Below are 17,506 nucleotides of genomic sequence, written 5' to 3'. Positions count from 1 at the left end.
GACGGCGTGTTCACTGCGTACAACGATTCTCGCCCCCCGGAAGATTCCGCCCCGGGGGTTTTCCCACCGATCGCACAGGGCCAGGCGGTCCCGCCGGACGAGGGGGAACCCGCTTCCGGACACCCCCGGGGCGGTGGATACCGAGGACCGAATGCGATACGATTTATCTTGACGTCAAGATATCTTCGGAAACATTTGTGTCACCTAATTCGGCGCAAAGGCCCCATCGGCCAGGTTTCCGAGCGAAACGGGTATCGCGTGCCAATGAACTTAAGGAGTCACGATGAGCAACGTCGACAGTTTCAGCTCGAAGGGCACCCTGGAGGTCGGCAGCAAGTCCTATGAGATCTACCGTCTCTCGGCGGTCGAAGGATCGGAGAAGCTGCCGTTCAGCCTCAAGGTGCTGCTGGAGAACCTGCTGCGCACCGAGGACGGTGCCAACATCACCGCAGACCACATCACCGCGCTGGCCCAGTGGGATCCCGAGGCGGAGCCCGACACCGAGATCCAGTTCACCCCCGCCCGCGTCGTCATGCAGGACTTCACCGGCGTGCCGTGCATCGTCGACCTCGCCACGATGCGCGAGGCCGTCAAGGACCTCGGCGGCGACCCGGCGAAGATCAACCCGCTGGCTCCGGCCGAGCTCGTCATCGACCACTCGGTGCAGATCGACGCCTTCGGGTCCGAGGACGCCATCGAGCGCAACATGGACATCGAGTACCAGCGCAACGGTGAGCGCTACCAGTTCCTCCGCTGGGGCCAGACCGCGTTCGACGACTTCAAGGTCGTGCCCCCGGGCATGGGCATCGTCCACCAGGTCAACATCGAGTACCTCGCCCGCGTCGTCATGGCCCGCGAGGTCGGCGGCGTCACGCGCGCCTACCCGGACACCCTCGTCGGCACCGACTCGCACACGACGATGGTCAACGGCCTCGGCGTGCTCGGCTGGGGCGTCGGCGGCATCGAGGCCGAGGCCGCGATGCTCGGTCAGCCGGTCTCGATGCTCATCCCGCGCGTCGTCGGCTTCAAGCTCACCGGTGAGATCCCCTCGGGCGTGACCGCGACCGACGTCGTGCTCACGATCACCGACATGCTCCGCCAGCACGGCGTGGTGGGCAAGTTCGTCGAGTTCTACGGCCAGGGCGTGGGCTCCGTGCCGCTCGCCAACCGTGCGACGATCGGCAACATGAGCCCCGAGTTCGGCTCGACCGCCGCGATGTTCCCGATCGACGACGTCACCGTCGAGTACCTCAAGCTCACCGGCCGCTCCGAGGAGCAGATCGCGCTCGTCGAGGCCTACGCCAAGGAGCAGGGCCTGTGGCACGATCCGAACGCCGAGATCGCGTACTCGGAGTACCTCGAGCTCGACCTGTCCACCGTGGTGCCCTCCATCTCCGGGCCCAAGCGTCCGCAGGACCGCATCGAGCTCACCGACGCCAAGTCGCAGTTCGCCAAGGACATCCACAACTACGTGGGTCCCGGCGACGAGGCCAAGTCGGCCGCGGTGTCGATGCCCGACGGCCGCAGCTTCGACCTGGCCAACGGTGCGGTGGCGATCGCCTCGATCACCTCGTGCACGAACACCTCGAACCCCTCGGTGATGATGGCCGCCGGTCTGCTCGCGCGCAACGCGCGGGAGAAGGGCCTCAACTCGAAGCCGTGGGTCAAGACCTCGATCGCCCCGGGCTCGAAGGTCGTCACCGACTACTACACGAAGGCCGGCCTCATCGACGACCTCGAGGCGCTGAACTTCTTCGTCGTCGGCTACGGCTGCACCACGTGCATCGGCAACTCCGGCCCGCTCGAGAACGAGATCTCCGAAGCGATCCAGGACAACGACCTCTCCGTCACCGCGGTGCTCTCCGGCAACCGCAACTTCGAGGGTCGCATCAGCCCGGACGTCAAGATGAACTACCTGGCCTCGCCGCCGCTCGTCATCGCCTACGCGCTGGCCGGCACCATGGACTTCGACTTCGAGAACCAGCCGCTGGGCCAGGACTCCGAGGGCGCGGACGTCTACCTCAAGGACATCTGGCCGAGCCCGGAGGAGATCCAGTCGGTCATCGACTCCTCGATCGACACCGAGATGTTCGACACCGAGTACGGCACGATCTTCGAGGGCGACGCCCGCTGGCAGCAGCTCGACACGCCCGAGGGCAACACCTTCGAGTGGGACCCGAACTCGACGTACGTGCGCAAGCCCACGTACTTCGACGGGATGACCAAGGAGACCTCGCCGGTCGAGGACATCTCCGGGGCGCGCGTGCTCGCGCTGCTCGGGGACTCGGTCACCACCGACCACATCTCCCCGGCGGGCTCCTTCAAGGCCGACACCCCGGCCGGCAAGTACCTGGTGGAGCACGGTGTGGAGCGCAAGGACTTCAACTCCTACGGCTCGCGCCGCGGCAACCACGAGGTCATGATCCGCGGCACCTTCGCCAACATCCGTCTGCAGAACCGGCTGCTCGACGGTGTGCAGGGCGGGTTCACCCGTGACTTCACGCAGGAGGGCGGTCCGCAGACCACGATTTACGACGCCTCGGTGAACTACCAGGAGCAGGGCATCCCGCTCGTCGTGCTCGGCGGCAAGGAGTACGGCACCGGCTCCTCGCGCGACTGGGCGGCGAAGGGCACCAAGCTGCTCGGCGTCTCCGCGGTCATCGCGCAGAGCTTCGAGCGGATCCACCGCTCGAACCTCATCGGCATGGGCGTGCTGCCGCTGCAGTTCCCCGCCGGCGAGTCCGCCGAGACCCTGGGCCTCGAGGGCACCGAGACCTTCGACATCTCCGGGGTCACGGCGCTCAACGAGGGCTCCACCCCGAAGACGGTCAAGGTCACCGCGAAGAAGGGCGGCGGCGACACCGTCGAGTTCGACGCGGTGGTCCGGATCGACACCCCGGGTGAGGCCGACTACTACCGCAACGGCGGCATCCTGCAGTACGTGCTGCGCTCGCTCGTCGAGAACTGATCGCCTGCGCTGAGGCGCAGATGGCCGCGGGCCGGGGATCCTTCGGGATCCCCGGCCCGCGGTCTATTCACGGGTGGGCGGGGGAGGTGAAAGCGAGCCCCTGCCGAAACCGTACCGGTAACGGTGCACTATTGACATTGCGAGGGGGTGTGTCCATGAGCTACCGACATGATCTGTGGGAAATCGCCGCAGAGCGGCACGGCATCGTCACCGTGGTCGAGGCCGAGGCCGAGGACGCGGGCGTGCCTGCGGTCGAGGTGCGCAAGCTCGCGCATCGCGGCGCGCTGCGGCCCTACGGCAAGGGCGTGTACGCGCACCGAGACATTCCGATCACCGTGTTCACCGAACCGGCGGCAGCAGTCGCGCTGGCCGGCCGGGGCGCGTTCCTCCACCGCGAAGCCGTGCTCGACCTCGTGGGGTTGGGACACTTCAACCCGCGCCGTATCCGGGTGGGCACCCGCCGTCGGGTGCGCCGGTCGCTGCCGGACTGGATGGAGCTCGAGGCGCGCACGGAGATCCCAGACGACGATCTCACAGAGCACGAGGGCATCCCGGGCACCACTGTCCGGCGCGCACTGGAGGACATGCGGTACCGGATGCCGCCGGACCGCTGGACGGCGCTCGTCGCCGAGGCCCGTCGTCGCGAGCTCATCGCGGAACGGGACTTCACCGACCCGTCGAGCAGGAGCGTCGGCGCATGAGAGCCGTGACCCCGCCGCTGAACATCGCACAGCTCAACCGCCGACTCGCGGACATCGCGCGCGAGCAGCGAGTTACCATCGCCCGCGTCCGCCTTATGCTCTGCACTCTCGTCGTGTCGCAGATGTTGCCCGACGCCGTGGCGATCAAAGGAGGAATGGGGATCAAACTGAGGATGGGAGAGCGCGGCACTCGGGCCACCGCCGATCTGGATGTCTCCACCCGGGACCGGGGTGCGAGCTTCGAGGAGGAGTTCCGTGCGCGGCTGGCCCACGGCTGGGGCGCGGTGCCCGCCTCGACGAGAGCTCTGCGCGCGAACCCCGAAGCGCCGGACCGCGTGGCGTTCACCGGCGCGCTGCGGCTCGGACGGGTGCACGATCCCGGGCTCGCCCGACCTCAGTACGTCATGCATCCCCACCGGGTCACACTGTCGTTCCTCGGCCGGGAATGGGCCGGACTGGACGTCGAGGTGTCCGACCCAGAGATCGAACCCCGTGCTCACTCCCGACGGAGTATCGACGGCGAGCTGCGGCCGGTCGAACTCATCGACCTGGAGCACCAGATCGCACAGAAGATCCACGCAGTGACGGACCCCGACTTCGTCCGAGCGCACGACCTGGAGTTCCGTCGCGCACAGCAGTGGCCGCCGCTTCCGCTGCGGCCGATGGACGACTGGGGAGTCGCCTACGACGAAGCGCGTCAGGAGACGGAGGTCGACGGCAGCACACCGGTACTGGTCGACATCGCCGCTGCGCGGGAGTGGCTCGAGCGGGTGATCACGGAGATCGAGTCCCGCGCTTCGACGTGAACGCCACCCGATTGCAGGCGGACGAGCAGGCCACCATGCGCCGCCGCGACCGCCGCGATTCCGGGTCCGCCCTCACCCGATCCGGTAGGAGCGGTAGGGCATGATGCCGTCGAGGAGCCGGGATTCGAGGAGCGTGAGCCTGCCGGGGGCGCAGTCGGCGGGGAACAGGCGCCGGCCGCGCCCCTGCGCCCAGGGGTACTCGTAGAACCGGATCTCATCGACCAGCCCGGCGCGCAGCAGCGCGTGGCACACGGAGATGCTCCCGGTGATGACGATCTCGCCGCCGTCGCGCTCCCGCAGCTCGCGGACCGCGGTGAGCGGGTCGCGCACGACCGTCGTGTTCTGCCACCCGGGCTCGGTGAGCGTGCGGGAGACGACGACCTTGTCGACGGACTCGAGGTAGTCCGAGATCCCCGCCGCATCGTCGGCGCCCGGCCAATACCCGCGGAAGTCCTCGAAGGTGCACCGGCCGAGCAGCACGAGGTCGCAGGCGCCGTCCTGCTCCTGGTTGAGCTCGAACAGCTCCCCGGTCTCCGGCATCCCGGACGGGTCGAACCAGTCGTCGAGCATCTCGATCGAGCCGTCCGCGGTGATGTTCTGGGTGATGACGACCGAGCGCATGGGGTCCTCCAGTGGTCGGGGTGCGTCGCTGCTCCTCCCAGTGTGCGCCTCGGCCGCGGTCCGCCGTGATCCGATCCTGCGCACATCGCGCATCGCACACCCCGCCATGCCCCGCGGCCTGGGCGTCCACCCAGGAAGCGGGCAGTAGGATTGCTACGCTTGGACGAACATTTCGACAGTCGTGCCCCTACCCGGCGCACCCGAAGGAGCGAACCCGCGAATGACTTTCCTGGAGACCATCACCTCCCCGGCAGACCTCAAGGCGCTGTCGGACGCCGAGTGCCAGGTGCTCACCAAGGAGATCCGCGACACGCTCATCACCACGGTTGCCGGCACCGGCGGGCACCTGGGGCCGAACCTCGGGGTCGTCGAGCTCACCACCGCGATCCACCGCGTCTTCGACTCACCGTGCGACACGATCCTCTTCGACGTCGGCCACCAGACCTACGTCCACAAGCTCCTCACCGGTCGCTACGCGCAGTTCGACACGCTGCGCCAGCGCGACGGGCTCTCCGGCTACCCCTCGCGGGCCGAGAGCGAGCACGACATCATCGAGAACTCCCACGCCTCGGCGGCCCTGTCCTGGGGCGACGGCATCGCCAAGGCCCACCAGCTCAAGGGCGAGTCCGAGCGCAGCGTCGTCGTCGTCATCGGCGACGGGGCGCTGACCGGCGGCATGGCCTGGGAGGCGCTCAACAACATCGCCGCCGACAGCTCCCAGCCGCCGCGCCGCCTCATCATCGTCGTCAACGACAACGGGCGCTCCTACGCACCCACCGTCGGCGGGTTCGCCGCGCACCTCGACTCGCTGCGCGCGAGCTCGAACTACGAGAAGCTGCTGAGCTGGGGGCGCGACCGCCTGCAGCAGTCCGGTCCTCCCGGGCGCGCCGCCTACACTGCGATGCACGGGATGAAGAAGGGCCTCAAGGACATGGTCGCGGCACCGGCGACCGGGATGTTCGACGAGCTCGGGATCAAGTACCTCGGCCCCGTCGACGGTCACGACCTCGAGAGCATGGAGAAGACGCTCACCCGGGCGAAGAACTTCGACCAGGGCCCGATCATCGTCCACGCGATCACCCAGAAGGGCCACGGCTACGCCCCGGCGATCGAGGACGAGGCCGACCAGTTCCACGCCGTCGGCGTCATCGACCCGCTGACCGGCCGCTCCCAGCCCTCGACGGGCACCTCGTGGACCTCGGTGTTCGGCTCCGAGATCGTCGAGATCGCCCGCACCCGCACCGACCTCGTCGCGATCACCGCCGCCATGCTCATGCCCGTGGGCCTGGAGAAGTTCGCCGCCGAGTTCCCCGACCGGGTGTTCGACGTCGGCATCGCCGAGCAGCACGCCGTGGCCTCGGCCGCCGGTCTGTCCTACGGCGGGCTCCACCCCGTCGTGTGCCTCTACGCGACCTTCCTCAACCGGGCGTTCGACCAGCTCCTCATGGATGTCGCCCTCCACCGGCAGGGGGTGACCTTCGTCCTCGACCGGGCCGGGGTCACCGGTCCCGACGGCGCGAGCCACCACGGCATCTGGGACATGGCGATGCTCCAGATCGTCCCCGGGCTCCGGCTCGCCGCCCCGCGCGACGCGACCCGCCTGGCCGAGGAGTTCCGCGAGGCCGTCGAGGTGTCCGACGCCCCGACCGTCGTGCGGTTCTCCCGCGGCACCGTCGGCACCGAGATCGCTGCCCTGCGCCGCACCGCCGACGGGGTCGACGTGCTCGCCGAGACGCCCGCGAGCCTGCCCGCCGACGTCCTCATCGTGTCCGTCGGCGCGCTCGCCGATCGCGCGCTCGCCGTGTCGGAGGCACTCCGCGCCCAGGGCATCGGCACCACCGTGGTCGACCCCCGCTGGGTGCTGCCCGTGCCGGAGTCGGTGCTCGACATGGGCAAGGAGCACGCGCTCGTCGCCGTCATCGAGGACGGGGTGAAGATCGGGGGCATCGGCTCGCAGATCCGCCAGGACCTGCGCGACGACGACTCGCGCACCGGGGTGCTCGAGCTCGGGGTGCCCGACGAGTTCCTGCCCCACGGCACCCGGGACGAGATCCTCGAGTACGCCGGCCTCGCGGTGCCGGACATGGTCGACAAGATCCTGAGGATCCTCCCGGCCGACATCGTCGACCGCGTCGAGCGCACCGCGACCCGCACCGGCTGACCCGCCGGAGACGTCGACCCGATCAGTCCCGGTCGGCCTCGGCGGCGGCCCGGGCGAGCACTCCGGCCGTCGCCTCGATCTGCCAGGGCCGGGCGCCGCGCTCGGCGAGGAACGCTGCGACGGCCTGTTCGTCCCCGATGGTGCGCCGGCCGGCGAGAGTCTTGACGTGGCGCGGGGTGAGGACGACCTCGTGCGGCATCTGCAGGTCCCGCGCGACCTCCTGGACGGCGGGCTTCATGAGATCGAGGCGCGCCTTGACGCGGTTCCGGTCGACCTCGGCGGGTGCCTCGGCGTCCGCGGAGCGGTGATCGGGGAGCTCGGCCTCGGGCAGGGCGTCGGCATCGCTCAGGGCCTTGTGCCAGCGCAGGCGCGCCGAGCGGTCCATCCCGGGTACGCCCGGGACGCGCCGCAGGTCGTCGGGAGTGCGGGCATCGATGCCGACGAGTGCGATGAGGTGGCGGTCGCGCAGGATCTGGCTCGGTGCGAGGTCCTGCGCGGCGGCGACCCGGTCCCGGGCTGTCCACAGGGACCGGACGCGCGCCAGGCCGCGGCGGGATTTCACCGAGCCCAGGCCCTGCACGCGGCGCCACGGCTCCGCGTAGACGTTGGGGGTGAAGTCGAGGAGGTGGTCGAACTCCTGCTGTGCGAACTCGGCCTTGCCGGTCTCTTGGAGCTGCGCCTGGAGGATGTCGCTGACCTCGATGAGGAGCTCGACGTCGAGCGCGGCGTAGGTCAGCCAGTCGCGCGGCAGCGGACGGCCCGACCAGTCGACGTTCGAGTGCTCCTTCGCCAGGCGGACGCCGAGCGTCTCGCCGACGACCGCGGCGAGTCCGAAGCGTTCGAAGTCGAGCATGCGCGCGGCGAGCTCGGTGTCGAACAGGGCGTCGGGGCGCATCCCGCGCTCGGCGAGGCAGGGGAGGTCCTGGGTCGAGGCGTGGAGCACCCATTCGGCGCCGCGCAGGGCGTCGTCGACCGTGGACAGGTCCGGCAGCGCCTCGGGGTCGATGAGGATCGTCCCGGCGCCCGCGCGGCGCAGCTGGATGAGGAAGGCGCGCCCGCCGTAGCGGATGCCCGAGGCGCGCTCGGCGTCGACGGCCACCGCACCGGTGCCGGCGGCCAGGTCGCGGACCGCCGCGGCGAGGGCGTCCGGGGTGTCGACGATGTCGGGCACCCCGTCCGCGGGGGCGGACAGCAGCGGCAGGGATTCGTCGGTGTGGTGGGAGCTCACCGGCGGCGCCCCGGTAGGGGAGTGACGCCCTCGGGCAGCGGTGGGAGGCCGGCGACGGTGCACAGGAGGTCGATCCACGCGGTCAGGTGGTCGGCGATCTCCTCCGGCTCCTCCATCACCGGGGTCCACGAGCCCCGGAACTCGAGGTCGATCGTCGAGGGCCGCCCGGCGAGCGTGCCGAAGCTCTCCGAGAGCACGCGGGTGGTGGTGCCGCCGATGCTGCGCACCTCGCAGCCGTTCGTCTCGAGGGCCTCGGTGAGCCAGGACCAGGCGACGGAGCCGAGCATGGCCTCGTGGCCGAGCTCGTGCTCGAGCTCCGCGCGGATGTAGCTCACCACTCGGAACTCCCCGTCCCACTCGCTCGGACGGTCGGGGTCGTAGAGGACGACGACGCGTCCGGTGGCGAGCTCGTCGACGTCGTCGTCGGCGGGCACGACCGGGTGGTCCTCGGCGCGGACCTCGGCCCCGAGGGCGAGGGCGTAGGGGGCGAGCTTGCCCGGGGCCGGGATCTCGGAGATCGACACGTGGGGGCGGCCGGTCACCTCGCGGAGCACGGTCGAGGCGCGCGCGAACGGTTCGGGCGTGCGATTGAGCGGAGACGGGATGACCACGAGTCCAGAGTAGGCAACGACGCGGACATGTCCTAGCATCCACGCCGAGGCGCCGGGCGGCGGGAATGCCGGACCCGGTGCGCGGCGTTGGGGGAGCGAGGGCACCCCTCGAACCATCCGTCCAGCCGCTGCGAAGGAGACCGCACCCGTGAACCAGCTCGACCCCGAGGCGTTCAAGCACGCGTTCCGTCATCACCCCGCCGGGGTGGCGGTGATCAGCGCGGCCTCACCGGACGGGCCGGTCGGTCTCACGGTGTCGAGCGTGGCCAGCGTGTCCGCGGCGCCCCCGGCGCTGCTGTTCTCCGTGACCTCGCGGCGCGGCTCGGCCTCCCGCGTGCTCGCGGCTCCGTCCTTCGTCGTCAACCTGCTCAGCGCCGACCAGGTCGAGATCGCCCGGTCCTTCGCCGTGCCCGGTGCTCCGCGCTTCACCCCCGAGCAGGGCTGGCGCACCCTGCCGGGCGGCGAGCCGGTGCTGCCCGGGGTGCACGCCGCCCTCCTGTGCGAGCACCTCGAGCACGTCGAGGTGGGGGAGTCGATCGTGGTCGTCGCCGCGGTCCGCGAGATCCTCGCCGACGCGCCGCGTCCTCCGCTCGTCTATGTCGACCGCACCTTCCACGCCCTCACCGCCGACACCCCGTTGCCCTGAGCGGCGCCTCGGCGCCCGATCCCGGAACCGGCGGTGCGGGCGGCTCCGCTCTGAGACGGGCGGTCCTGCGGTACGACACGGTTTCTTCCGGCCGCGCGCAGATGAGACCATGGAGCAATGGCTTCGACTCTCGTACGCGCTGCCCTCTCGCAGCCGGTTGATCACACCCCCGTCTGGTTCATGCGGCAGGCCGGTCGCTCCCTCCCCGAGTACCGGGAGCTCCGGAAGGGCAACGCGATGCTCGAGGCGTGCCGCACCCCGGACCTCGTCACCGAGATCACCCTGCAGCCGGTCCGTCGGCACGGCGTGGACGCCGCGATCTTCTTCTCCGACATCGTCGTCCCGCTCCAGGCCGCCGGTGTCGACGTCGTCATCGAGCCCGGGGTCGGACCCGTCATCAGCACCCCCGTGCGCACCCGCGCCGACCTCGACCGGCTGCCCGAGCTCGACGCCGAGGCGCTGTCCGACATCACCGAATCCGTCACCCGGATCGTCGCGGAGCTCGGCGACACCCCGCTCATCGGGTTCGCCGGCGCGCCGTTCACGGTGGCGAGCTACCTCATCGAGGGCGGGCCGAGCCGCAACCACGAGAAGACCAAGGCGATGATGCTCGGGGATCCGGAGCTGTTCTCCGCGATCCTCGCCAAGCTCGGCCGGATGTCGGCGACCTTCATCGACGTGCAGCTGTCCGCCGGCGCCCGCGCCTTCCAGCTCTTCGATTCCTGGGCCGGTTACCTCGGCCCGCAGGACTACCGCGCCGCCGTGCTCCCGCACTCGCAGGAGGTGTTCGCAGCGCTGAGCCGCCACGACGTCCCGAGCTTCCACTTCGGTGTGCAGACCGGGGAGCTGCTGGCCCCGATGTCCGAGGCCGGCTCCACCGTCATGGGTGTGGACTTCCGCGTCGACCTCGCCGCCGCCTCGGCCCGGGTGCAGCCCGGCCAGGCGCTCCAGGGCAACCTCGACCCGGCGATGCTGTTCGCCCCGTGGGAGGTGCTGCGGCCGCGCGTGGAGCAGATCGTGCGCGCCGGTCTCGACCATCCGGGCGGCCACGTCTTCAACCTCGGCCACGGGGTGCTGCCGGCCACCGACCCCGCCGTCCCCGGCCTCGTCGTCGAGGAGGTCCACCGGGTGTCCCGTGAGGTCCTCGCCGAGCGCCGGGACGCCTCGGGAGCCGGGGACAGCATGGACCCGGTCGACCCGGCCGCGGAGGCGGGCGACCGCCGGTGAGCACCGCCGCTGTCGTCGGGGGCGGGATCTCCGGCCTCGTCGCCGCCCACCGGCTCATCAGCACCCGGCCCGGCACCGCGGTCACCGTGTACGAGGCCTCGGACCGGCTGGGCGGGTGCCTGCGCGGCTCCGACCTGAACGGCCATGCGCCCGCCGGTGCCGACGTCGGTGCCGAGGCGAGCCTGTACGTCCGCCCGGAGACCGTGGGCCTGTGCCGCGAGCTCGGCCTCGAACTCGAGTTCCCGTCCCGCGCGCACTCCTCCCGCATCCACGCCCACGGCGCCATGCACGCGATCCCGGCCGGCACCCTCATGGGCGTGCCCGCCGACCCGCAGGCACTCGCAGGCCTGCTCACCGAGTCCGAGATCGTCCGGGTGAGCGAGGAGCAGCTCACCGCGCCGGCCGCCGGCGACGTGTCGGTGGGCGGTTTCCTCGCAGCCCGGCTCGGCGACGCGCTCGTCGACACCGTGGTCGACCCGCTGCTCGGCGGCGTGTACGCCGGACGCTGCCGCGACCTCTCCCTCGCCGCGACGATCCCCGCGCTCCTGCCCGCGGCCCGGGCCGGCACCCCGGTCCTCGACGCCGTCGCCGAGGTGCTCCGCGCGCGGGCCGCCGGGCGCGCGGCGACGCCGGGGGCGAACGTCCCCGGCTCCCAGCCCGCCGAGGCGCCGCCCGTGTTCATGTCGCTGCGCGGTGGGATGAACCGCCTCGTCACCGCGCTCGCCGAGCACCTCGCGCAGTCCGGGGTCGAGTTCCGGCTCGGGGCTCCGGTGCGCGCCGTGCGACAGGCCGGCGGCGGCACCTGGGCCGTCGAGAGCGTGAGCGGCGGAGTCGAGGAGTTCGACGCTCTCGTCCTCGCCGTGCCCGCGCACGCCGCGACCGGTCTGCTCGCCGGGGTCGACGCGGAGATCGCGGGGATCATCGGGGGAGTGGACCATGCGAGCTCCGCCGTGGTCACCGCCGTCATCGACGTCGCCGAGGCCCCGCTCGAGGGCTCCGGCTTCCTCGTCCCTCCCACGGAGACCGCGTTCATCAAGGCCTCGACCTACGCCTCGAACAAGTGGCCGTGGCTCGCGGCGCTGCTGCCCGCGGACACCGCCGTGGTGCGGATGAGCGTCGGCCGGTTCGGCGACGACCCGGACGCGTGGGAGCCGCTGCCCGACGAGGAGCTCGCCGCCCGGGCGATCGCGGACTGGCGGCGCATCACCGGCCGGGCCGCGCCCGTCCTCCACTCCGAGGTGCAGCGGTGGACCGCGGCGCTGCCCCAGTACACGCCCGGCCACCTCGAGCGCACCGCACGCATCGACGCGGTGCTCGCCGGCATCCCGGGCCTCGCGCTCGTCGGTTCCGCCTACGACGGGGTCGGGATCCCCGCCTGCATCGCGCGGGCGGAGAAGGAGATCGCCCGGCTCACCGGCGGCCCGCCGCCGTGATCGTGCCGAGCCGGCTGCGCCCGCCGGCACTGCGCTCACCCGCACTGCGCTCACCCGCACGGAGCTCACCGGCACTGAGCGTGTGCACACTGCGCACGTGCCGGCTGAGCACGGAGACACCGCCCCCGCACCATCAGCAGACCTGAGCGACGGACACCACCACGAGGAAGAAGGAACCATGTCGAACTACCGCCAGCCCACCCCGGAAGAGATCGAGAAGTTCAACCAGGAGATCCGCTACGCCGGTTACAGCGTGTTCTCCGTCGCCGGGGAGATCGGTGAGGAGGACCGCGCCGCGCTCGCCGAGGAGGTCAACTCCCGGCTCGCCGCGCTCAGCGACCAGGGCCTCGTGGTGCGCGGCGTCTACGACGTGTCCGCGTTCCGTCCCGATGCCGACGTCATGTTCTGGTGGCACGCCCCCACCACCGAGGTGATCCAGGCCGCCTACGCCGCCGTGCGCCACTCGGTCCTCGGCTCGATCCTCGAGCCCGTGTGGTCGGTCATCGGCATGCACCGCCCGGCTGAGTTCAACAAGTCCCACCTGCCGGCGTTCCTCACCGACAGCACGCCCGGCGACTACATCTGCGTGTACCCGTTCGTGCGGTCCTACGAATGGTACGTGCTGCCGGCAGAGGAGCGCTCGCAGATGCTGCGCGAGCACGGCATGGCGGCTGCGGACTACAAGGACATCAAGGCGAACACGATCTCCGCGTTCGCGCTCGGCGACTACGAGTGGCTGCTGTCCTTCGAGGCCTCGCGGGTCGACCGGATCGTCGACCTCATGCGCGAGCTGCGCGCCACCCAGGCGCGCCTCCACGTGCGTGAGGAGCTCCCGTTCTTCACCGGCCCGCGCCGCGAGCTCGTCGACATCATCGCCGCCTGGCGCTGAACCGTCGCCTGGTGCCGAGGCGCGCGCCACCGGGCGGTCGAACCGCCGCCGGACGTCGAACCGGCACCGCGCGGCTCCGGGGGGCACCCCGGAGCCGCGCGGCGTCGGATCGGTGCTGCAGCGACTGCTCCCGTCAGTTCTCCGGAGCCTCGCAGTCGGGGCTCGAAGGGTCGTCGAGGCAGTCCTCGTCGACGAGGAACCGGTGGTAGCGGTACACCTCGAGCTCGAGCGGGTCGCTCGGCACCGCTGCCTGGCCCGGGATCGTCAGCCAGGGGCCGCCGGCCACGGAGTACATTCCCGCGTAGTACGTGGTCAGGGTGACCGAGACGGTGCCGGGCGCCGAGTACGTGTGGTGGATCTGCGCGTTCTGGACGGACCGCGGGCGGCTGCCCGGGGAGGTCGTGCGGTCCGTGGTGCCGTCGCCAAAGTCCCAGACATAGGCCACGGGCGTGGCCCGCACCTGCACCGGGATGTCGAAGAGGACGAGGTCGATATAGCGGACCGCGGAGTCGGCCCAGAACGCCGTCCGCCGATTCGTCACCGCCCAGGCATCGGGCCAGGAGTGGAGCGTCGAGGGCGGGATCTCGAAGGACTGGAAGTCCTCCTCCGTGACCACCGGGGTCGGTGCGGCCTCCCCGCCGCCACCCCCGGCGCCGCCGCCCCCGCCCCCGGGATCGAGCTCCGCACAGACCTCGACGGTCTCACCCGCGGACGGGAGGTTCACCCGCTCGCAGCCGCCGGGCGGACCGGCCGGACCGCCTCCGCCGCCACCGCCGGAACCGCCCGATCCACCTCCGCGCCCACCGCGGTCGGAGCCGCCGCCGCCCGGGTTCGATCCACCGCGATCCGAGCCTCCACCGCCTGGGCGATCGGGGCCCGGTTGTGTCACACGACAATCATTGTTCTTTGCGGATCGAATCTTGCAGTTTGGGTTGAATGCAACTGCGGGATCTGCAGCAGTGAAAGTTATCGCAAATAACGCGATCAAGATTCCGATTGTTATATGTCGCATTCTTCTGCCCAAAGGTATTGTTCTGAGACGAACCATTCCCCATCGTAATCAGCGACTATCACTTCAAAGGTATTGAGTTCGGGGTTGCCTGTTTCAGTTGACATGGGTGATTGGTCGGTATACGAGTACCGATCTACCGGAACGCATGCGTGGAAATTGACCAGCGGGATAGCGGTTGAGTCTGACTTATCTAAATCGACTTCGAAAACTTGGACCTGGTCGAATCCGAATTCGCCGACCATTTGCACTTTGTCGTCTCGCAGGCCTTTTGCTTCTTCTTTTAAGCTAAGTAAGATGCTATCTTTAGCTACTTCGTCAAACTTCTCTGCGCCTGCGCCCCCTGCGGTGAATACCTCGGTAGAAACTTCTGCGTAGCGATTGAGAACTTTCAGTGCTTCCTCAACCGCCTTCTTCTCCTCTTCGCTGAGCTGCAGATCGGTGGTGTATTCCGGGCCGGCACCTTCGGTCTCCGTGGGCGTCGCCGCTGTCGGTGTGGCGAGCGTGTGCTCCTCGGGTTCGGAGGTGCAGCCGGAGAGGACGAGCGCCGCGACTCCCGCGAGGGCGCCGATCCGTGCGGCCGGGCGCACGGAGTGCGGCAGGCGGGAGGAACTCGAGGCCGGGCGGCCGTCGCGCGCTCGGGAACGGTGGGGCGGGGGAGAGAACACGAGGGGCATCGGGTGTCCTTGGGGGAGGAGTGCTGCGGGTGCTGTCTACGGTAATGCAGCCCACCCCGGAGCGCACGGAATTGTTCGAACCTGTGGATAAGTGCTCGGAGCCGCACTGTTCCCGCGCACGGCTGTTCGGCTGCGCAGCTCCCCGGCCGCTCTGGTCTCGGACTGCTCGATCGCCCGGGCCGCGCTCACTGCCGACCGATGAACTCCTCGCGCGTCCCGGCGGTCGCCTCCCCGTCACCGGCCCCATCCGCCTGCGCACGGCGCCGCGCGAACCGGCCGGGCCGGAACAGCTTGAGACCCGGATCCGGGGTGCCGGTGACCTCGGCGGCGGCGACCTCCCCGAGGTGCGGGGCCAGGGTCATTCCGCTGTGCGTGACGAGGGCGTAGACGCGCTGCTGCTCGTCGAGGAAGCCGGCGATGGTGAGCTCGTCGTCGGGCAGGCTGCGCCCGCTCAGCGTCACCGATTCGAGCCGCGCGCGGTCTCCGAAGAACTCCGCGAGCACCGCGTCCATCTCCGCGCGCACCTCGGCGAGCTGCTCTGCGGTGGACTGCTCGGCGGTCCGGTGCTCGACGGAGGGCACCTGCACGAGCAGCCGGCCGTCGTGCTGCGGGCGCACATTCATCCGGTCGGACACGATGACCCGGTGCAGCTCGATGTCGAGTGGGGGAGTGTCGACCGGTTCGGTGATGCCGAGGAAGCTGTGCGTCCGTGCGCTGCGTTCCCGCAGGTCCGCTACGGACACCAGCGCGCCGGACCGTGCGGCGATCTCCCTTGATGCGGCCCCGGCGGCGAGCACCGCACGATCGACCGAGAGCACCTCGCCCCCGGCCAGGTGGAGGTCGAGGCCGTCGCCTGCGGCCTGCCAGGACTCGACGGTGATGATGCGCGGTGCGATCCCGCGATCCGCCAGCGCGGAGAGCAGCGTGTCTCTGAAGAACGCGGCATCTGCGTAGCCCTCGGCCTCGAAGAGCAGACCGCCGTCCGCGCTGTCCGGCCAGTCGACCGCCGGCTCGAGCGCTTCGAGCTCCGCCCGGTCGATCTCCCGGCACGGGTAGCCGTAGGCCCGCGCCTCGGCGCTGCGCTCCTCATAGGTGCGGATCCGGTCCGGCCCCGTGTCGACGAGGATCCCGCCGCTCGGATGGAACCAGCGGCCGTGCGCGGCCAGCCGCTCCTGCAGCCGGTGGTGGGCCGCGATGCCCGCGGCGTTGAGGTCGTAGTAGGCGCGCGGCTCCTTGTGATTCGCATTGATCCACGCGAACGACCGCCCGCTGGCCCCTGCGAAGGGGTGCGCCGCCTCGAGGAGCACGACGTCCTCCCCGCGCTCGGCGAGGTGGAGGGCGGTGCACAGACCGAGCACCCCGGCGCCGATGACTGCGATGTGCACGGGACTCTCCTCCGGGTCGGTCGTCGGAACGGTGCGGGCCGGGATGCGGGACTCGGGAGCGGCCCCGCCGGGGAACGGCTCAGCCGCGGGCCGGGCGGGCCGCCCGGCGCATCGGGATGTGGACGATCCCGTCCTCGAGAAAGTCCTCCCCGCTGCGCTCGAAGCCGAACCCCGCGTAGAAGCGCTCGAGGTAGGACTGGGCGTTGAGGGTGAGCAGGCTACCTGCGAAGTCCTCGACGAGCCGGCCGACGACCGCACGCCCGGCGCCGGTGGAGCGCGCCGCGGGATCGGTGACGACCCGGCCGATGCTCCGGCCGTCCGGGTGCCCGGCCGGTCCGTCGACGAGACCGTGGGGGAGCAGCCGGGCGTAGGCGGCGGGCATGACGGACAGGCCGGTCTGCTCGCCGTGGGAGTCGCGGAACGGGGTGGGTGCACCGGCATGCGGGATGAATGCGTGGAGCGTGTCCGGGTAGAGGTCGACCCCGTCGAGGTCGAGGAACACGCAGTCCTGCTCGACGACGAACACCTCGCTGCGCAGCTGCAGGATCCCGTAGAGCTCCTCGCTCGTCAGCTCGGAGAAGTGCTTGACCACCGCGTCCGCCGGAGCGGCCCGCCGGACCGCGGATTCGGCGACCGGCTCAGGCATCGGTCGACTCCCGGGCGGCTCCGTCCCCGGCGTCGTTCCCCGCGGTGTCCGCACCGTCCTCGGCGAGGACGAGGCTGATCGAGTTGATGCAGTAGCGCTGATCGGTGGGGGTGTCGTAGCCCTCGCCCTCGAACACGTGCCCCAGGTGGGAGTCGCAGGCCGCGCAGCGCACCTCGATGCGCTGCATGCCGAGCGAGTCGTCGCGGATGTAGCGCACCCGGTCCTCGGCGAGCGGGGCGTAGAAGCTCGGCCAGCCGCAGTGGGAGCCGAACTTCGTCTCGCTGCGGAACAGCTCGGCGCCGCAGGCCCGGCACCGGTAGGAGCCGGCGGTCGTGGTGTCGGTGTACTCCCCGGTGAACGGGCGCTCGGTGCCGGCCTGCCGGAGCACCGCGTACTCCTCCGGGCTGAGGATCTCACGCCATTCGGCGTCGGTCCGCTGCACGGTGGGTGCTGCGTTCTGTTCGCTGCTCATGAGCCTTCTCCTCCGCTGTCGGTTCG

General features: G+C 70.6%; 16 protein-coding genes. 8 read left to right on the top strand and 8 right to left on the bottom strand.

The window, feature by feature from the left end; genetic code table 11:
* Positions 1 to 283: 283 nt before the first annotated feature.
* The 3 genes from acnA to FDF13_RS12410 all read left to right on the top strand — a co-directional run bounded on the left by acnA (position 284) and on the right by FDF13_RS12410 (position 4,475).
* The gene (acnA, locus tag FDF13_RS12420; RefSeq protein WP_137319920.1) at positions 284 to 2,968 is read left to right on the top strand and encodes an aconitate hydratase AcnA; all 2,685 of its coding nucleotides are present in this window, start codon (positions 284 to 286) and stop codon (positions 2,966 to 2,968) included.
* A 155-nt stretch (positions 2,969 to 3,123) separates the two neighbouring features.
* A complete protein-coding gene (locus FDF13_RS12415) occupies positions 3,124 to 3,669 on the top strand; it encodes a type IV toxin-antitoxin system AbiEi family antitoxin domain-containing protein (protein ID WP_137319919.1) in 546 nt (181 codons plus the stop codon).
* The gene (locus tag FDF13_RS12410; protein WP_254668799.1) at positions 3,666 to 4,475 is read left to right on the top strand and encodes a hypothetical protein; all 810 of its coding nucleotides are present in this window, start codon (positions 3,666 to 3,668) and stop codon (positions 4,473 to 4,475) included. Before FDF13_RS12415 ends, FDF13_RS12410 begins: the two co-directional genes overlap by 4 nt.
* Positions 4,476 to 4,547: 72 nt before the next feature.
* On the opposite strand, the gene FDF13_RS12405 is transcribed toward FDF13_RS12410, so the two are convergent.
* Positions 4,548 to 5,096 carry a dihydrofolate reductase family protein gene (locus FDF13_RS12405; RefSeq protein WP_137319918.1) on the bottom strand — a complete coding sequence of 183 codons (549 nt, stop codon included), beginning with the start codon at positions 5,094 to 5,096 and terminating at the stop codon, positions 4,548 to 4,550.
* A gap of 220 nt (positions 5,097 to 5,316) precedes the next feature.
* On the opposite strand from FDF13_RS12405, the gene dxs reads away from it, so the two are divergent.
* A complete protein-coding gene (gene dxs / locus FDF13_RS12400; RefSeq protein ID WP_137319917.1) occupies positions 5,317 to 7,257 on the top strand; it encodes a 1-deoxy-D-xylulose-5-phosphate synthase in 1,941 nt (646 codons plus the stop codon).
* A gap of 22 nt (positions 7,258 to 7,279) precedes the next feature.
* Here dxs and FDF13_RS12395 read toward each other — a convergent pair whose 3' ends face one another.
* A complete protein-coding gene (locus FDF13_RS12395) occupies positions 7,280 to 8,485 on the bottom strand; it encodes an HRDC domain-containing protein (RefSeq protein WP_254668798.1) in 1,206 nt (401 codons plus the stop codon).
* The gene (locus FDF13_RS12390; protein ID WP_137319916.1) at positions 8,482 to 9,096 is read right to left on the bottom strand and encodes a DUF3000 domain-containing protein; all 615 of its coding nucleotides are present in this window, start codon (positions 9,094 to 9,096) and stop codon (positions 8,482 to 8,484) included. Before FDF13_RS12390 ends, FDF13_RS12395 begins: the two co-directional genes overlap by 4 nt.
* A 148-nt stretch (positions 9,097 to 9,244) precedes the next feature.
* On the opposite strand from FDF13_RS12390, the gene FDF13_RS12385 reads away from it, so the two are divergent.
* The 4 genes from FDF13_RS12385 (at position 9,245) to hemQ (ending at position 13,291) form a co-directional block, all read left to right on the top strand.
* Entirely contained in the window at positions 9,245 to 9,742 is a 498-nt protein-coding gene (locus tag FDF13_RS12385) for a flavin reductase family protein (RefSeq protein WP_137319915.1), read from the top strand.
* 117 nt (positions 9,743 to 9,859) lie between these two features.
* Positions 9,860 to 10,969, top strand: a complete 1,110-nt coding sequence (hemE, locus tag FDF13_RS12380) for a uroporphyrinogen decarboxylase (RefSeq protein WP_137319914.1) — start codon at positions 9,860 to 9,862, stop codon at positions 10,967 to 10,969.
* Positions 10,966 to 12,402: a protoporphyrinogen oxidase gene (hemG, locus tag FDF13_RS12375; protein ID WP_137319913.1), complete on the top strand. Its 1,437-nt coding sequence runs from the start codon at positions 10,966 to 10,968 to the stop codon at positions 12,400 to 12,402. The genes hemE and hemG overlap by 4 nt, the downstream gene beginning before the upstream one ends.
* 178 nt (positions 12,403 to 12,580) lie before the next feature.
* Positions 12,581 to 13,291 carry a hydrogen peroxide-dependent heme synthase gene (hemQ, locus tag FDF13_RS12370; RefSeq protein WP_137319912.1) on the top strand — a complete coding sequence of 237 codons (711 nt, stop codon included), beginning with the start codon at positions 12,581 to 12,583 and terminating at the stop codon, positions 13,289 to 13,291.
* 133 nt (positions 13,292 to 13,424) lie between these two features.
* Here the strand turns inward: hemQ and FDF13_RS12365 are convergent, their stop codons facing one another.
* The 5 genes from FDF13_RS12365 to msrB form a co-directional block, all read right to left on the bottom strand.
* A complete protein-coding gene (locus tag FDF13_RS12365; protein ID WP_137319911.1) occupies positions 13,425 to 14,015 on the bottom strand; it encodes a PKD domain-containing protein in 591 nt (196 codons plus the stop codon).
* Positions 14,016 to 14,290: 275 nt separating this feature from the next.
* The gene (locus tag FDF13_RS12355) at positions 14,291 to 14,977 is read right to left on the bottom strand and encodes a hypothetical protein (protein WP_137319910.1); all 687 of its coding nucleotides are present in this window, start codon (positions 14,975 to 14,977) and stop codon (positions 14,291 to 14,293) included.
* A 185-nt stretch (positions 14,978 to 15,162) separates the two neighbouring features.
* Positions 15,163 to 16,362, bottom strand: a complete 1,200-nt coding sequence (locus tag FDF13_RS12350; RefSeq protein WP_175406971.1) for an FAD-binding oxidoreductase — start codon at positions 16,360 to 16,362, stop codon at positions 15,163 to 15,165.
* 79 nt (positions 16,363 to 16,441) lie between these two features.
* Positions 16,442 to 17,008 carry a GNAT family N-acetyltransferase gene (locus FDF13_RS12345; protein WP_137319908.1) on the bottom strand — a complete coding sequence of 189 codons (567 nt, stop codon included), beginning with the start codon at positions 17,006 to 17,008 and terminating at the stop codon, positions 16,442 to 16,444.
* Positions 17,001 to 17,480: a peptide-methionine (R)-S-oxide reductase MsrB gene (gene msrB, locus FDF13_RS12340; RefSeq protein ID WP_137319907.1), complete on the bottom strand. Its 480-nt coding sequence runs from the start codon at positions 17,478 to 17,480 to the stop codon at positions 17,001 to 17,003. The genes FDF13_RS12345 and msrB overlap by 8 nt, the downstream gene beginning before the upstream one ends.
* Between the last annotated feature and the right edge of the window lie 26 nt (positions 17,481 to 17,506).

The sequence above is a fragment of the Brevibacterium sp. CS2 genome (genome assembly GCF_005280295.1).
Classification (GTDB): Bacteria; Actinomycetota; Actinomycetes; order Actinomycetales; family Brevibacteriaceae; genus Brevibacterium; species Brevibacterium pityocampae.
Note: the sequence above shows the minus strand (reverse complement) of the source record. Positions and strands in the feature narration are given on the sequence as shown.

What these genes read in the sequence shown, in the direction of transcription:
- acnA (WP_137319920.1), top strand. Translation starts at nt 284, where the DNA reads ATGAGCAACGTCGACAGTTTCAGCTCGAAGGGCACCCTGGAGGTCGGC.
- FDF13_RS12415 (WP_137319919.1), top strand. Translation starts at nt 3,124, where the DNA reads ATGAGCTACCGACATGATCTGTGGGAAATCGCCGCAGAGCGGCACGGC.
- FDF13_RS12410 (WP_254668799.1), top strand. Translation starts at nt 3,666, where the DNA reads ATGAGAGCCGTGACCCCGCCGCTGAACATCGCACAGCTCAACCGCCGA.
- FDF13_RS12405 (WP_137319918.1), bottom strand. Translation starts at nt 5,096, where the DNA reads ATGCGCTCGGTCGTCATCACCCAGAACATCACCGCGGACGGCTCGATC.
- dxs (WP_137319917.1), top strand. Translation starts at nt 5,317, where the DNA reads ATGACTTTCCTGGAGACCATCACCTCCCCGGCAGACCTCAAGGCGCTG.
- hemE (WP_137319914.1), top strand. Translation starts at nt 9,860, where the DNA reads ATGGCTTCGACTCTCGTACGCGCTGCCCTCTCGCAGCCGGTTGATCAC.
- hemQ (WP_137319912.1), top strand. Translation starts at nt 12,581, where the DNA reads ATGTCGAACTACCGCCAGCCCACCCCGGAAGAGATCGAGAAGTTCAAC.
- FDF13_RS12355 (WP_137319910.1), bottom strand. Translation starts at nt 14,977, where the DNA reads ATGCCCCTCGTGTTCTCTCCCCCGCCCCACCGTTCCCGAGCGCGCGAC.
- FDF13_RS12345 (WP_137319908.1), bottom strand. Translation starts at nt 17,008, where the DNA reads ATGCCTGAGCCGGTCGCCGAATCCGCGGTCCGGCGGGCCGCTCCGGCG.
- msrB (WP_137319907.1), bottom strand. Translation starts at nt 17,480, where the DNA reads ATGAGCAGCGAACAGAACGCAGCACCCACCGTGCAGCGGACCGACGCC.